Raw genomic sequence first — 15,820 nt, 5'->3', positions numbered from 1 at the left:
TGCGGTCACACGAGAAAATGAAACCCTTTAGGTAAGGTGCAGGATGTCCCGATTTCCAGAAGCGAAACGGCGCAACACTTGCGGGTAAAGCAGGTGCTCTTGGCGAAGCACACGCTGCGCCAGAGTATCAGGATCATCACCGTCAAGGATCGGTACACGGGCCTGACCAAGGATTGGTCCGTCGTCCAGCTCTGCGGTTACCTCATGCACAGAGCAGCCAGCTTCGGAGTCGCCAGCCTCAAGCGCACGAGCATGCGTGTGTAACCCTTTGTATTTAGGCAATAAAGAAGGGTGGATGTTCAGCATCCGACCCTCAAACCGTGCGATAAAATCGGGCGTTAGGATACGCATGAACCCGGCCAGGCACAGGATATCCGGCTCGGCTGCTTCGATGTGTTTCAGCAGTTCCGCCTCGAATGCGGCGCGGTCCTTACCGAAAGGTTTGTGATCGACAGCCGCTGTGGGGATGCCACGTTCCGCCGCTTTAGCCAGACCTCCGGCATTGGGATCATTCGAGGCCACTAGGACTGGCCGCGCCGGGTGGTCGCCCACCATGCTGTCGACCAGCGTGACCATGTTGGATCCGCCACCAGAGATCAGGATCGCGACGCGTTTGGTCACAGAAGCGCCCCGGAATAGGCGACACCTTCACCCGATACTACCTGCCCCATGCGGGTCACGGTCTCGCCTTCAGCTTCCAAAAGCTCTGTCAGCGCGCCGGCACGGTCGGCCGAGACCACAAGGATCATGCCGATACCAGAGTTAAAGGTTTTCAAAAGCTCCGATTCCGCCATGTCCGCGGTTTCGGCCAACCAGCGGAAGACCGGCGGAAGGTCCCAAGAGGACAGGTTAATCTCGGCACCCAGTCCTTCGGGCAGCACGCGCGGAAGGTTTTCGGTCAGGCCACCGCCGGTGATATGGGCCAAGCCATGCACGCCCCCTGCCCGTACAGCAGCCAGCGCCTGCTTTACGTAAAGCCTTGTTGGCGTGAGAAGATTCGCACCAAGTGTTTGGCCGGACGACCACGGACATTCGGCGTCCCAGCCAAGGCCGGTCATCTCGACCACCTTGCGAACCAGTGAATAGCCGTTGGAATGTACACCGTCCGAAGCCAAGCCCAGAAGAACGTCACCCTCGGCCACATCCACGGGCAGATCTGCGCCACGCTCCATCGCGCCCACGGCAAAGCCTGCTAGATCGAAATCGCCGTCATCATACATGCCGGGCATCTCGGCGGTTTCGCCACCGATCAGCGCGCAGCCAGAGCGGACACAGCCCTCTGCGATACCGTCAACGACCGAAGCGGCCTCTTCCACGGCAAGTTTGCCAGTCGCGAAATAATCAAGGAAAAACAAGGGCTCTGCGCCTTGGCAAACCAGATCGTTGACGCACATGGCAACAAGGTCGATGCCCACGCCGCCAACTTCACCAGTGTCAATTGCGATGCGCAGTTTGGTGCCAACACCGTCTGTTGCACCTACCAGAATGGGGTCTTCGTATCCAGCTGCCTTCAGGTCAAACAAGGCGCCAAAGCCACCCAGACCCGACATCACGCCAGAGCGGTTCGTGCGCTTGGCCGCCGGTTTGATCCGGTCTACCAGCGCGTTGCCTGCATCAATATCAACGCCTGCGTCGGCGTAGGTCAGCCCATTCTTGCCCTCGGTCATGGCATGTCCTCATCTTGGTTTGCGCTTGCGATAAAGGATCAGCCCGCGACTGTCCACGGGGCATGCAGAATCCGTACAGATTCCGTGCAGAAAGCGTACATACAATCTTGCGGACAGATCGTCTTGAGGGTCCCGCTATTCGGTGCTAGCACGGGGGCATGGAGGGCCTGTAGCTCAATTGGTTAGAGCAGAGCGCTCATAACGCTTTGGTTGCGGGTTCAAGTCCTGCCGGGCCTACCACCTTCCTATCGGGCCAGAACAAGTTCTGCCTTGAGGCCGCCCAACTCCTTACTTTCGCCAAGACGCAGAAGACCGCCGTGACTGCGCGCTACGTCAGCCGCAATCGCCAGCCCAAGCCCCACGCCTGTACCACTGTTTTGATTCCGTGCCGTATCAAGCCGAGAGAACGCTTTGACCGCGGCGATGCGCTGGTCTTCTGGGATACCTGGTCCGTCATCTTCGACCGAGATCACGATCGCTTTTTGCCCCACGCTCAGCCCTACGCGCGCTTTCGTGCCATAGCGCAGTGCATTGCCCAGAAGGTTTTGCAGGGCGCGCTCTACCGCCACCTCTTTCAAAAGAACCAGTGGCGTGTCTGTGCTGCAGGTCACTTCGATCACACCGCCAGAACGCGTGAACCCGTCCACGACGCGATCAACCAATTCGGCCGGATTTGTGCTCACCGTTTCCTCGACCATCGAGCCACGCGCGAAATCCAGAAAGGTGTCCAACATCCGCTCCATTTCGGAAACGTCTTTCCGCATGGCTTCGGTGTCGTCGGTGTCATCGGCCAACGACAGGGCCAGCTTTAGACGAGTCAAAGGGGTGCGCAGGTCATGGCTGACACCCGACAGCATCATAGTGCGCTGTTCGATCTGACGTTCGATCCGGTTCTTCATGTCCAGAAAGGCGTTGCCTGCAAGACGGACCTCGGTCGCGCCGGTGGGCTTATACGTCATGTCCTTACCCTTGCCGAATGCATCTGCCGCAAAGGCCAGCCTGCGGATTGGGCGCAGTTGATTGCGTAGAAACAAGAACGCAATCAACGTCATAAGGAGACCCGTGAAGATCATCAGGACCAACAACTGGTGCGGATTAGAGGCAGACACGCGCGCACGTAGAACTTCAACCGTGACCGGGCCAAGGTGCGTTTCAAATCCAAGGATGACAAGCTTGGAAGAACTGCCCAGATCGACCGCATTCAGGTTTGGGAAGGATTCGGCCAACTCGCTTTGAATGGTTCGGCCGCTAAGATCGTAGAACGGTCGCGCACTGACAACGTGCGTGACTTGGGGTAGTGTCACAGCGATATCCAATGCCACCTCTAGCGGTTCCAGCGCAGTCTTAGCGATCACCACATCTTCAGAAGCGTCGATGCTATCCAAAATGAGGGTCAGTTCCGCGATAACCCCCCGTGTCATTTGCCGGGTTACGCCTTCGAAATGGCGCTGGATAAAGACCACCGAGACCACGAATTGCAGTGTCAGAATTGGCACCAACAGAATCAACGCGGCCCGCCCATACAGGCTGCGCGGCAGCATACGTTTGATCACACCCTCTTTCATGGGCTAGGACCGTAGCCAAGCCCAAGGCAAAGCGAAAGCCCGAACCCGATGACCACCCCATATGAGACCGGCGAAGTTACCTGGATCAATGACCTGATCCGCCTTGTTCTTGCACCGAATCCATCGCCCATGACCTTTTGGGGAACCAACACCTATCTTCTGGGTCGGGGAGAGGTCACGGTTGTCGACCCCGGCCCTTCTGACCCGGCACATACAAAGTCGATCCTGTCGGCGCTGGAGGCTGGCGAACGGATCACACGGATTTTTCTGACCCATAGCCACTTGGATCACAGCGCGGGGGTCCCTGCCCTTGTCACCGCCACCGGGGCGCAGGTTTTGGCCTATGGCGACAGCCTTGCAGGTCGCCGCGACGACACCGCAGCGCTAGAGGGTCTTGGCGGCGGCGAAGGCCGGGACAGGCAGTTTGCTCCTGACGTTGTGTTGAAAGACGACCAGATCATCGAAGGAGACAACTGGTCCGCCACCGCCATCTGGACACCGGGACATATGGGAAACCACCTGTGCTTCGGGATCGGAGAGGATTTACTGTCAGGTGACCATATCATGGGTTGGGCGACGTCTATGGTCTCTCCACCTGACGGGGATCTGACCGACTTCATGGCATCGCTGGAAAAACTGATGGGGCGTCAATTCACGCGGCTTCTGCCCGCTCATGGCGCGCCCGTCGCAGATGCAGAGGGCCGCCTGCAGGAACTGCACACACACCGCAAAACCCGCGAGGGTCAGATTCTGTCTGCTGTCCATGATACCCCCGGCACCGCACAGGAGTTTGCACAGCGTATCTACACCGAAACACCCGCCGCCCTGATCCCTGCGGCGACACGAAATGTTCTGGCACATCTTATCGACCTGTCCCGCCGCGGGCTGGTCACGACGGAAGGCCACCTAACGGAAACGAGTATTTTCTCTGGAAAATAAGGGGGTTGGCGTAACACTAAAAGTTACCCACACCTTTATCGCAGAAAGTTTGAGAAAATATCGCAAAACCCTCTGGACGCCGGAAACCGGCATTGCTATATCGCCCCACATGTTCCGGCGTAGCTCAGCGGTAGAGCAGTTGACTGTTAATCAATTGGTCGTAGGTTCGATCCCTACCGCCGGAGCCAATTTACCAATATTATCAATGTGTTATTGATAATTGGAAATTGGACCAAACCTTTTACAGAATTTGCGGAAGCACTACGGAAGCAGCGTCGCTGCCTTTCCACTTGTTGCAATCGGGCAATACTGTTCGAAGGTAGCCATCTAGCCGCCTAAAGCTTTCATAGCGAGTTCAAAAAGATTTGGTGTCTTTTAGCGAGCTGAAAAAGGGCGGAAAGCGGCCATTCGCGGCAGGAGCGACACAAGCAATCCGACTTTTAGAAAGCGGTCCGTCAATCGTAGTCTGGCCGTTCACTGCAACCAGCGCAAACAAGGGCACACTTTTTAGTTGCACAGACTGACCTTTACTAAGACAGTTCACAAAACCAATTAGACCCTTGGGCAAGTACTATGACCGCAAAGACCAAAACGCTGCGATTCAAACGTCTAATTTCACACGGCTTTTTCGCTCCTGAACTTCCCCCATGCTTCATATCGGATGACCTTGCCCGCTACAGAGAAAGTCTTTGGAAAGCGGTTGAGAGTGTTCCACGATTGAACAACGCGCGTTATCCGGGCGCTAAACAATTTATTTCCGAGCCGGCTTGGTTTTACTTTCCAAGGTACGGGCGAGACGACCGAAAACACGCCGTAATTAACCCGATCTCATATCTCGCGATATCCAAGGTACTTGCAGACAATTTCGTCCAACTCAGATCCGCTTCGAGAAGTTCAAGGTTTAGCACGTCTCCACTTGTATTTGACTGGGTTGGCAGCCGCGCGGTCTTCAGGCCTAGCATCGATTTGCGGGATGATTTTCGCGTCAATCTGGCTACACGACATGAACGGTACGTTGCGGCCGACATCCGAGCGTTCTTCCATTCAGTATACACGCATTCAATACCATGGGCTATCTACGGCAAGCCATGGTCTAAACAAAATCGACAAATTTCGCATTATGGTAACCTGCTCGATCTGTTTTGCCGCAACGCCCAAGATGGTCAAACAATTGGGTTACCTGTCGGCCCAGATACGTCTCGACTTATTGGCGAAGTCATAGCTTCTGCAATTGATCAAAAGCTTTCTGAGATTGTCCAAATCGAGGATTTAGACGCTTCGCGATACATTGATGACTTCACAATAGCGGTCGCGAGTGGGATGTCAGGAGACGGGGTAATAGCTGCGGTGAGGCAAGCCGCTGCATTTTTTGAGCTCGAGCTCAACAACGATAAGTCTTCGGTGGAACTAACGTCCATGCGTCCTTCGACAGGCTGGAAGCAAGCTGCCATGGCTTGCGTCCCTCGAAAGGACAGAACAACGAACTCGTTCCTTCGCTTCTTTTACGAAGTCGGTAGAGTTTGTAACGACCACCCAGAGTTAAATGTGGAGAAATTTGCATTTCAGAATGCAAGATCTGCATTCGTCAATGCAGATGAGTGGAGCGCTTTGCAAAGTCACCTCATCAATGCGTATCGACGCAACTCCACATTGGTCTCGCTTCTAGTAGAAGTGCTGGTTTTGCGAGAGACTGAACACGGCGATTTGGATAGGGCAAAGCTTGCTGGGTTCCTGGAGCGTAGACTCCCCGAACTAGCCCAAGAAAACAGGACCGGGGAGATTATATGGCTCCTCTTATTGGTGATTAGACTTGAGCTTGAGTTGCCCTCAAGTAGGCTCGCACCCCTATTTCAGCTTGAAAACTCAATGGTTGCTTTGATGCTAACCTACGCAGCCAATCAAGGCATTGTGTCAGGAGCGGTGGATCACAGTGCTTGGCAGCAACACTTGTCTGGGGAAGGCTTAAAGGGACCGATGTGGTTGTATGCCTATGAGACCATTCGCAACGGAACAAACCCATCGACAGACAGAACCTTTATTGAACAAGATCCGTTCTTTTCGGCACTGTTGAACCGAAACATAAAGTTCTTCGATCCTGAGCGAGGCTTCACCTCAATGGGGTCGGAACTTCGAATTCGCAAGGCTGAGAACACTAGAGCAAGAATTCTCCGCCAAGATTTTCTGGACGACTTTGGTATTGATTTGCTGGAGTTTGATGAAGATGTGACAGATCAAGAACCAGATTTGGATTTTGACGATGAGTACTAGTTCGCTCACTACGCTGTTACGAATGGCGGCAAACCACGCTGCGGCTGCAGCATCTGATCAAGGTTCGCTTTGGGCCGACCGGAAGTTGACCTTTCGAAAACACCGAGCTTGGTTCCGGCTTTCTATAGCGTACCCTTTGCGTAATATTGCTGAAGACAATGAGCTCATTGGCGGAGCAATTATCAAATGACGATTTCAAATGATGAAGTAACAAAACTGGTCAACTTTATCGAAGAGAAAGTACGCAGCGAAGCGACCGAACAGGACAAGGCAGGCATCGCAGAAATCATTAACCAATGGCGGTCTGATATTGAAATTGGCCGGCAGGTTGAGCGGAAAGTGACTGTCCGTCAAAGCCCAGGACTGGACGTGATAGCTGATGTTCCACGATCTCGGAGGGCGACCAGTGGTGATTTCATTGGCAGGGAAGACTATGAGCCAACTGAGCAACTCAACATGCTATTAGGGGCGCTTGGCATGGCATACCTTGCGCCTCAAATGATGGCTCAACAGTTCATGCAAGCTATCGAGGACTTTGGAGTTATAGACGAAGATGCAGAAGTTGTTCCTGATGTTCACCTAGTGGGCCTGGGTGAGATCGGCGAGTCTGACGAGGACAGTTGGTCCAAAATTTCGCGCGCAAACATTGAACAATCTCGCACCAAAACAAACAGGCTGTCCTTGCTTCTATCCGAACTTTCAAAAGAAGCGGGAATTAAGCAACGTAATTTTCCCCAAAACCAGGACCTTTCCTGATGTCACTTCGCTCAGACATGTGGAAAGATATCTCCGCAGCCATTGCTTCGGCGACTAGTGCCAATCTGACAGCCGCTTCGGCTGGCAATGATCTTTATGAGTGCTACGTTTGGGCGCTGGTACTCGATGCTGCAAGGCGAGAAGGCGCTACAATCCGGTTGTTTACCCGCAGTGGATCACCAGCAAAAAATTTCTTTTTCCGTACATCACCGAGTTCAATTTTCTCCACTAGGCATGATTACTGTCATGCTGAAATTAGGTTCCCCCGAAGTCCAATACTCGAGGCTCATATCGGCATTTATGTTTCTGGCAAGTCTCGAGTGAATCACGAGTGCGACGTTGCAGTAGTTTATCAGGACGAAGCAAACACGTGCCGTTCCAACAATGTGCATCCGCGCTCAAGCAAAGTTGTCATGTCGGTTGAATGTAAATACTACCTCAGCAGCTCTCTTGGGGTAGATTTAGGGAGGTCGTTCTTAGGGTTAATCGACGACATTTATTCCAACAACCGGTTTTTTGTATCAACTCAAAACGCCGGATCAGTCGACAAGCTCTTTGCTCGTCATAGAAAAGAATATGAAATCGGCCTTTCACCGCTAACACCTGACTTGGAAATACGACTTCGAGGATCGTTCGAGAAAGTGTTCCGCGACTATCAAGCCCGCTAGAGGTGAGTCTGTGCATCCAGACTAACCCGTCAGGTTTTGTATAGTGATTTCTTGACGGTTTCCTGAATACAGGTGCGCATTCCTCAGCCTTACGAGCGCAGCGAACGACCGGTTTGACGGGCCGCAATGCGGCATATTGATCTGATGCTGGATATCGGTTCTGGGCCCGTATCCAGACAAGTCAGTCTCAGTTGACGTTGAAGAGCGGTTGTCAGAGCTCAGCCCGTCACTCTCGGCCCCACGACGCGCGTAGGCAAATCCCGACTAGCTATTCGTCCGCGCTTGTGCGCTCGAACCCGTACTACTTTTCCGTTCGAATAACGTCTTTCATGTTCGGCCACCCAATGTTCTGTGGGCGTAGCTCTGCTTGCGGCTTGTTCTCTTTCAAATCCAATTCTTGCCCGTTGCTCAGCCAAATGCCGTTCAGCCGAAGGTCCAATTCGAATGGTGACGTGAGACTTTAGTGTTTCTGTCATCCAAGTCTTGCCAAATTTCCGTGCTGTTTTGGCTTGACGGCCTGAAAGGCTTGCAACCTCTTGCGACAGCAAATCGTCCTCACGTGCTGCAAGAGCTGCAAAGAGCATAAATCCGATCACCATCTCGTAGGTGAGGTGACCTTTATGTTCATCGAAGTGTTCTCTTATAGAAGCTTCGTTTCGTAATAATCCTGCCCTCATCAGTCCCGCAATTACGGTTCTCTCGAGTTTCCACTTGGTGTTGTTAAAGTCAGGCCGACCATCTTGTGATTTCGATATCTCGAGTACGAACGGCGCATCAAAAAAAATGGTGTCTGTCATTGCTGAGAAAAGACGCACGCTCAGCTTTTCGGAAGACCTATTGTCAAAGAGAAACCCTCGCTGATGCCGGCTGCTCAGTTCGTCTTCGCTCAGTGTCGTTATTTTTCGCGCGACACGATGTTCCCAAAGTTTGCGGTCGTCGTATTCGATCCAAATGAGGTCTCGCGGGAGGCTGACTTCGCGGACATAGCCCTGTATGTCGGCCTCTGACCGGTTCTCCCATGGCATTCCTTGGACATCCATTCTTAAGGAATCGAGGTAATTCGCTGCATTGTGGTCAAGTAAGTAAATTCTTGCTGAGGAGAGATCATTTAAAACTCTTTGCCAGTGCTGACGGATTTCCTCAGACAAAACCAACTGCCCATCGGGGCCAGGTATACTTTCGGGTTTTTCGTTTTCGAGATGGTGACCGAATTTTAGGGCGATGGTCTTGTAAAGGATCATTTCATTTTCTCAAAAATCACGAGGCCATTATATATCTCATCGAATAGCTCTCACGATCCTGCGCAAGATTTTGAGACATATTGGAAGCGCGCTAGCTAATCAAATCTCCATTGAATTCGGCCTCTGTTGCAACCGGAAAAGCAAAGATGGAGTAAATTAAAAACTATTTGATCGCACTTCCCTAAAGTAGCTTTGCCGGCGTCCTTGGCTGTCCGCTTTCGGGAAACCACATTGCAGGAAATCTAATAGTGACGAACAGCGGATGTAATCCATTTTTTCCTTGGGAATTCAATTGCTTTTACCGTGCGATCTAACCGATCACTTTGTTCAAATATATTTCAACAAAACATACTCAAACGCTGCTGTGTTTCTTCAGCCTTTGCTCTCAATTTTGGCTCGCTGATAGAACTCAAATACTCCTCAGCGTATCGATAAGCCAATTCGGGAAACGAACTGGATATTTCGATTGGATTAACACCATCTAGAACCATCGCATTAATCAAATTACCGAAACTTTGAGGAATCGCGATATCTCGCCTTTGGTCGCGCATTATTCGTAGCACTCGTTCGAGTAGTACTGGAGCTTCCTTTTTCTTTAAGACATTTTTTGCATGTTTCCGGACTTCTGACCAAAGCGGATGCTCCAATGACCGCGAAACATTTGAGGTGTCCCGTCGCGAAGTATATCGCACCTCGGAAAGCGCAGTTTTCAAGAAATCGGGAAGTTCAGCCTCGCACGCTTCAAAACTGCGTCTCAGAAGTTTTTTCGCTAGAGCGTCCCGACCTGCCCTAATTTCGACGCGCCAGATTTGAACACTTGGGTCCTCTCTATCCACCTTCCATGCATCAAACCACCAAGGCTGCCTTTGATCGATAGCAGCGCGGCGTTTGTCATAAATAATCACCTGACGATTTGGCATTTTCCCGACAGTAATACTTTCAAACCGTCCAGCACGGACCACGGACCTGATTTGATTGCCGGATTCGTCCAAGTCACTTTCGTTTGATAAATACGAACTCACTTTAGCTCTTGCCGGTGTAATGAGTTTTGAATGCTCCAATTCAAAACCATTGGTTTTAACGTCAATAGCAAAATCAATTCTATTCACGCTAAATTCTAATGTGCGAAAACCGATTTTTTCGAGCTTTTCGAATATCCAAACTTTTGTCTTTTCATAGCCGTATGTCAGCAAACGACTTGCCCGAATTGAAATGAATAAGTTCCATTCGTCCAAATCGGTATTTGCTTTTACCGAATAAATTGCGCCGGTAGGCCCATCTACCAATACGTATTTATATCCCCCGCGTTTTCCGTGCGGTTTTACCAAGAAAGAAACATCCGATTTCCCCAATTTAATTGGCTGATCCTTTTCTGTTTTTTCCGCTTCTTCTCGGGCATTTCTTAGGGTTTCTAAAACATCATTTGGAAAAGCGCCCCGAACGGCGAAATCCAATGTATCAATTCCGGAGTAAACGATTTTGTATTCGGACATTCTGTGCTCCAGACTGCGCTATGTCATTGATGAGGGGGGTGTTACAGGGACCCCCCTTTGTCGCTGTGCGACATGTTTGATTTGCAAGTTTTTGTGAAAGTTTTTTCAAATTGACCGGAATTGCGCCTCCGGCGGGGCAGCAATTATTTTGGGGCCGGACTCGAGAGTCCGGCCAACCTCACTGAGCTTGATTGACACGTCGCCCTATCCAAGTTTCTGCGCGTTCGGCGCATTTGGAAACGTTCAACAAATCGCTGTGCGAAAAGCTGTTCGTGGATCGCCAATCTCCAGCGTCGTTTTTGTAAGATCGCGAAATTTCAACGGAGTAGAACCCGTTGTTCTCCCAGATTGCCGCTGTGATGAGTCCGAGTTTGAACTTGTTTACTGGTTGATTGCTCATTCGAATATTTCCTTTCATTTACAGTGATCGCCGTCTTTTGGACAAAGGAAGGGCGCGAGATGGCGATTGACCTCGCGCCCTTAAGAGCCATCCGGCCCCAAAATCCCGTGTGACGCTGCCAACCTCACACGGGCAAAACTAGATTATTGAAGTGGTGTCTGGGTAGTATTGCCCACGGTGCGCTCATTGATCCAATCGAGTAGATCGCGACGACGGTAGCGGACGGACCGGGCCGATACTTTTACGAAACGCGGACCGCCTCCACGATGTCGCCAGTTCTGGAGCGCGCGCACGGAGTAGCACAGCACATCCGCTGCTTGACGTTCATCCATGAGTTGGTCGAGGTCGGGTGCCTCATCATCTAAGTTTGTTTGTTTCATCATCTCTTCAGTTCCCATTGCTGGTTGCTTGGCGTCTTGCCTGTGAACTGAAGCTATTTCAGCGTCCGGTTCTGAAATAGTCTGCACAAAAAACTTTAATCAGCACAATTTTGCGTTTTAATTATTCACTATATTTTTCAACGTGTTGACTGAATATTTCTTAAGAAAGCTGCTAATTAGAAAGCCAATCCGCGTTATTTTTTACCTGATTTAGTACGAGTGCGGCCCGGTTGCTTCCAAGCTTCTGGAACTGCCTGATCCCAGACTGAGTTGAACATTCGAATTGTAATGCTAGGGAAACGGCGCTGTGCCTCGGCGCGATAACTCTCTTTACTTCGCGCTTTGGCTTTGTCACTCCGCACCTTGTCTTCCAGCCAATTTCTAAGATGCTCTCGCTCCTCTGGTTCTCCCGTAATTTTGGCGGCTCCGAACCGGACCAGCCATGCATCTAGGTCAGGTTTGCGAACAAAACCCGCAGCGCGCCTGCGCTGCTGGGTATGGCTGAGAGGCAGCCGAACCATCGAAAGATCAAAATAAACTTTGAAGTCAGAATATTCTTCCCAATGCCGCCATTTAACAACATCGGCGGTGCTAAGAATGAGTTCTAGCTTTTCTTCGCGAAAGGCAGCGCGAAGCTCGTTTTCGACTCTCATTCTACGCTTAAAAGCGTTGTCGCTCGCGACCCAACTTTCCGTCAGATAGGGCAAGTTATTGAACTCCAAAACCAATGCGCTTCTTTTCTGTTTAAGTGGGCGCAACTTTTCAGATGTCTCTTTCGCTTCCTCAATGTCTAGGTCGATGCCAAACTGGGCCTGCAAAGGCGCGATTTGACCATCAAGTTCAGCTATTTTGTTTCGAAATTCGTATCGCTGTTTTTTAATACTGTTTGGGTCAGCGACCGGACGGGCGCCCACCTCGTCACCTTGCCACTCGGAGCCAAAAATCCGCCGTCCGGCCAGGTCAAATACTTGAAGCAGATTGTAATAGCGAGATAGGTCAAATCGCATTGATGGACTCCTTTTAGGAGCCTTTTAGCTTCGATACGCAGCAAAGCCCATTAGGATACATTATGCGGTATCGATCCAGATACTTATTGGCGCAGAACGTGCCTGAAATCGAGCGCGTCAGGAGTGCCAGTTAACCTTCGTCGTTGAGATGTTTGGGAGGTAAAATAATGATCCGGCGCGCAATTCCTGCACCCAAAGAAAACAGTATAAATCCGGCACCTATTACCATGTACCAGTACCTCTCGCCGCTACTGCTGTAGGTAAAAAACAATCCCTCTCGGTCTTCTGTGAAAACCGCTAACGCCAAGAACATACCGCCCAGTGCAGCGACAATTACCATCCCAAAAATATCAATCAGTTCAGACACCAGACGCCCTTTAGGTGACATCATGCGTTCTTTTCCGATAGGCCAATAGTAGATTTTTTCCCAAAAGGTTTGGTCAATTTTCTCGCCCATTTCTGCCTCCAATATTCACTCAGAACCGTACTCATCGCCATTACTTGAAGCAGGCAGCCGCAACAGCGGCAAGTAGAAATACCTCCACTCGATTAGCCTAAAAGAAACATGCACCGCAACCGTCGAGTCACACTCCAACAACGCGTAAAGTAGGTTTACCTGAAGGACTGGCCTTTAATGCCCCCGCCAACCTGCTCGCAACCGAACCCGCCGCGCGCTGAACTGCCTCATCTGCGAAATGCGCATAACGCAAAGTCGTTTGCAGGTTCTTGTGCCCCATGATCTCCTTAAGAAGGAATGGATCGATACCACTCATAACCGCAACACTTGCATAGGTGTGGCGAAGGTCATGCATCCGAACATCCTCAAGGCCAGCAGCTTTGCGAATACGAAGCCACGGCTTTTGAAGGTTCACAAGATGACCGTCTTCCGTCTCGCCTAAGATCACATAGGGGTTTCCCTCACGACGCGGCAGCGACATGATAACGTCATAGACTTCCCTTGGAAGCGGGATACGACGCCGTCCGGTTTTACTATCCGGCAGTTCCAGATGATGCGCCGTCACAAAATCCCATTGCAGCGTCAGGATTTCGCCAAGGCGGCAGCCGGTCAACATAAGCAGGTATATGGCTGAAACCGCGTAAGGCGACTCCTGCCCTGTCTCCAGCGCTTCCGCGAGCGCCTTTCCAAGCCGCGCCTGTTCTTCATCTGACAGGTAGCGCTTCTTTTCTTCTTCTCGGAATTTTCGGATGCGCCGCGCCGGGTTTGTTCCATCCGTCCGCAACCCCCAATCTTCCGCCAAGTTGAACATCTTTGACAGGATACTCACGGCACGATTTGCCATGTAAGGCCGGTCCCGCAGTCCATGATGAAACTCAACCACTTCGGCCCGCGTCACGTCCACGATTTTACGACTTCCTAAATTGGGTTTGATACAGGTCCGAACGACGATCTCGTATCCCTTGCGCGTGGACGGCTTGCAATGGTGCGCCGCGTACTCTTCCAAGAAGCGGTCGCAGAGGGAGGAAACGGTTGGGGCTCGGAGCATGCGCTGGCGCTCCTCTGCAGGGTTTCCCCCTTTTGCTACCTCCCCTAAAAGTTTTCGCGCCTCCTGTCGGGCTTCTTCCGCCGTCAGCACCCCGTGCTGACCAATGGACCGCCGTCTTGATCGGCCGCCTGCCCTGTATTGTACCAAGTACGATTTCCGACCCGACGCAAAGACGCGGACACCGAAACCCGCTATCTCGGTATCCCAGACAAAGTAGTCTTTCTCCTTGATCTCGAGCGCTTCGACGCTGCGTTTGGTCAGCTTAAACACTCCATGAACTCCGCCTTCGTTTTTCGCCCCCTCTCCCGGTCTACGGAAGCACTACGGAAGCAGCAGGGAGCGAATTCTGACGTTATTCATGAGTCACCTGCGCAGAAACGGTCAACGTAAATAATTGTTTTTACGTCATTTTTGTAGGTGTAGCGAAAATCGGAGAAATGCGGAGAAATGGCCCTGACGCGGCTGTTAATCAATTGGTCGTAGGTTCGATCCCTACCGCCGGAGCCAATCATCCCGCAAGGCGTTGATTGCACACAAAAAACCCGCTTCGAGATTTCGAGGCGGGTTTTTTGTTGCGTGTGGATTTGCGCTAGGTGATCGCCTTTGCCGGCCAGCTGAAAAGCGTTGGAAATTCTTATCGCGAATTTCCAATCCTACTTTGGACGTTTCAAAACCGGCTTCTTATCGCACAGGCGCGTCCCTGATGCAGAGCGAACTCAAAGCTACTCTGCGAGATCCCGCATCACGGCAATAAGATCGGACTTACCCTCAAACCCGATTCCCGGAAGGTCAGGCATCGTGATATGGCCGTCTATCACTTCGACACCATCTGGAAATCCGCCATAGGGCTGGAACAGATCAGGATAGCTTTCATTGCCGCCAAGCCCCAGACCGGCTGCGATGTTCAGGGACATCTGATGCCCGCCGTGCGGAATACATCTGGTTGGAGACCAACCCAGTTCGTCCAGCACATCCAATGTTCGCAGGTACTCGACCAGCCCGTAGGACAAGGCGCAGTCAAATTGCAGCCAGTCGCGATCCGGACGCATCCCGCCATGACGCAGCAGATTCCGGGCATCTTGGTGCGAGAACAGGTTTTCGCCGGTTGCCATCGGGCCGGGATAGAACTCTGCCATTGCTGCCTGAAGTCGATAGTCCAGCGGATCGCCAATCTCTTCGTACCAGAACAGCGGATATTGGCGCAGCATCTTGGCATAGGCGATGGCTGTTTCCAGATCGAAGCGGCCGTTGGCATCGACTGCCAACTGCGCTTCATCCCCGATTTCATTCAGGACAGCCTCGATCCGGCGCTGATCCTCGGCAAGGGACGCACCTCCGATCTTCATCTTGACGACGGTATACCCGCGATCGACGTAACTGCGCATTTCTTGGCGCAGCGCCGTGTCATCCTTGCCGGGGTAATAGTACCCGCCAGCGGCATAGACGAAGACGCGGGGATTGGCCTCGACGCCCTTGCGTTCGGCCAGCAGACGAAACAGCGGTTTCTGTTCGATTTTGGCGATGGCGTCCCAAACCGCCATGTCGATCGTCCCAACCGCAACAGAGCGTTCGCCATGCCCGCCCGGTTTTTCGTTCTGCATCATCGCGGCCCAAATTTTATGAGCATCAAGGTTTGACCCGTCTTCATTCAGCAAAGACGCTGGATCAGCCTCTAGAATGCGATCCCGGAACCGTTCTCGGATCAGACCACCCTGCCCGTACCGCCCATTGGAATTGAACCCGTATCCCACCACACGCCGCCCATCCCGTTCGACATCGGTAACGACAGCCACAAGGCTTGCAGTCATCTTGCTGAAATCAATGTAGGCGTTGCGGATGGGGGAAGAGATAGGTTTCGTTACTTCACAGATATCGACAATGCGCATCGGGTGGTCCTTTGGTTCAATGGCGCCGCGCTACGGCTGTTTGAC

14 protein-coding genes and 2 tRNA genes are annotated in these 15,820 nt (G+C 52.0%); 6 read left to right on the top strand and 10 right to left on the bottom strand.

Going from position 1 to position 15,820, the window contains the following annotated elements; translation table 11 throughout:
* Positions 1-27 precede the first annotated feature (27 nt).
* On the bottom strand, positions 28-621 hold the full coding sequence (gene purN / locus CLM58_RS12445) for a phosphoribosylglycinamide formyltransferase (protein ID WP_095596226.1): 594 nt from the start codon (positions 619-621) through the stop codon (positions 28-30).
* A complete protein-coding gene (purM, locus tag CLM58_RS12440) occupies positions 618-1,667 on the bottom strand; it encodes a phosphoribosylformylglycinamidine cyclo-ligase (RefSeq protein WP_095596225.1) in 1,050 nt (349 codons plus the stop codon). The genes purN and purM overlap by 4 nt, the downstream gene beginning before the upstream one ends.
* Before the next feature lie 163 nt (positions 1,668-1,830).
* Between purM and CLM58_RS12435 the strand changes: the two genes are divergently transcribed.
* Positions 1,831-1,907, top strand: a tRNA-Ile gene (locus tag CLM58_RS12435).
* Between the two features lie 5 nt (positions 1,908-1,912).
* On the opposite strand, the gene CLM58_RS12430 is transcribed toward CLM58_RS12435, so the two are convergent.
* Positions 1,913-3,232 (bottom strand): ATP-binding protein, encoded by a 1,320-nt coding sequence (locus tag CLM58_RS12430; RefSeq protein WP_095596224.1) that lies wholly within the window; start codon positions 3,230-3,232, stop codon positions 1,913-1,915.
* Positions 3,233-3,280: 48 nt separating this feature from the next.
* Between CLM58_RS12430 and CLM58_RS12425 the strand changes: the two genes are divergently transcribed.
* From CLM58_RS12425 to CLM58_RS17025, 5 genes are all read left to right on the top strand, one after another.
* Positions 3,281-4,171, top strand: a complete 891-nt coding sequence (locus tag CLM58_RS12425) for an MBL fold metallo-hydrolase (protein ID WP_095596223.1) — start codon at positions 3,281-3,283, stop codon at positions 4,169-4,171.
* A 113-nt stretch (positions 4,172-4,284) separates the two neighbouring features.
* Positions 4,285-4,359, top strand: a tRNA-Asn gene (locus CLM58_RS12420).
* Between the two features lie 385 nt (positions 4,360-4,744).
* Positions 4,745-6,439: an RNA-directed DNA polymerase gene (locus tag CLM58_RS12415; RefSeq protein WP_095596222.1), complete on the top strand. Its 1,695-nt coding sequence runs from the start codon at positions 4,745-4,747 to the stop codon at positions 6,437-6,439.
* Positions 6,440-6,625: 186 nt separating this feature from the next.
* The gene (locus CLM58_RS12410) at positions 6,626-7,195 is read left to right on the top strand and encodes a hypothetical protein (protein WP_095596221.1); all 570 of its coding nucleotides are present in this window, start codon (positions 6,626-6,628) and stop codon (positions 7,193-7,195) included.
* Positions 7,195-7,863 carry a hypothetical protein gene (locus tag CLM58_RS17025; protein ID WP_143226568.1) on the top strand — a complete coding sequence of 223 codons (669 nt, stop codon included), beginning with the start codon at positions 7,195-7,197 and terminating at the stop codon, positions 7,861-7,863. Before CLM58_RS12410 ends, CLM58_RS17025 begins: the two co-directional genes overlap by 1 nt.
* Positions 7,864-8,081: 218 nt before the next feature.
* Here CLM58_RS17025 and CLM58_RS12405 read toward each other — a convergent pair whose 3' ends face one another.
* The 7 genes from CLM58_RS12405 to CLM58_RS12370 all read right to left on the bottom strand — a co-directional run bounded on the left by CLM58_RS12405 (position 8,082) and on the right by CLM58_RS12370 (position 15,775).
* Positions 8,082-9,104 carry a hypothetical protein gene (locus tag CLM58_RS12405; RefSeq protein ID WP_095596220.1) on the bottom strand — a complete coding sequence of 341 codons (1,023 nt, stop codon included), beginning with the start codon at positions 9,102-9,104 and terminating at the stop codon, positions 8,082-8,084.
* A 338-nt stretch (positions 9,105-9,442) separates the two neighbouring features.
* A complete protein-coding gene (locus tag CLM58_RS12400) occupies positions 9,443-10,597 on the bottom strand; it encodes a hypothetical protein (protein WP_095596219.1) in 1,155 nt (384 codons plus the stop codon).
* Positions 10,598-11,140: 543 nt separating this feature from the next.
* Positions 11,141-11,395 (bottom strand): helix-turn-helix transcriptional regulator, encoded by a 255-nt coding sequence (locus CLM58_RS12390; protein ID WP_229666104.1) that lies wholly within the window; start codon positions 11,393-11,395, stop codon positions 11,141-11,143.
* Between the two features lie 176 nt (positions 11,396-11,571).
* Positions 11,572-12,384, bottom strand: a complete 813-nt coding sequence (locus CLM58_RS12385) for a hypothetical protein (protein WP_095596217.1) — start codon at positions 12,382-12,384, stop codon at positions 11,572-11,574.
* Between the two features lie 130 nt (positions 12,385-12,514).
* Entirely contained in the window at positions 12,515-12,841 is a 327-nt protein-coding gene (locus CLM58_RS12380) for a hypothetical protein (RefSeq protein ID WP_095596216.1), read from the bottom strand.
* A gap of 127 nt (positions 12,842-12,968) precedes the next feature.
* Positions 12,969-14,159: a site-specific integrase gene (locus CLM58_RS12375; protein WP_095596215.1), complete on the bottom strand. Its 1,191-nt coding sequence runs from the start codon at positions 14,157-14,159 to the stop codon at positions 12,969-12,971.
* A 452-nt stretch (positions 14,160-14,611) separates the two neighbouring features.
* Positions 14,612-15,775 carry a mandelate racemase/muconate lactonizing enzyme family protein gene (locus CLM58_RS12370; RefSeq protein WP_095596214.1) on the bottom strand — a complete coding sequence of 388 codons (1,164 nt, stop codon included), beginning with the start codon at positions 15,773-15,775 and terminating at the stop codon, positions 14,612-14,614.
* Positions 15,776-15,820: the final 45 nt, after the last annotated feature.

Origin of the sequence: Actibacterium pelagium (assembly GCF_002285415.1) — a bacterium.
In the GTDB taxonomy this organism is placed as follows: Bacteria; Pseudomonadota; Alphaproteobacteria; order Rhodobacterales; family Rhodobacteraceae; genus Actibacterium_B; species Actibacterium_B pelagium.
The sequence above is the reverse complement of the archived record's forward strand: the minus strand, read 5'-3'. Positions and strand labels throughout refer to the sequence as shown.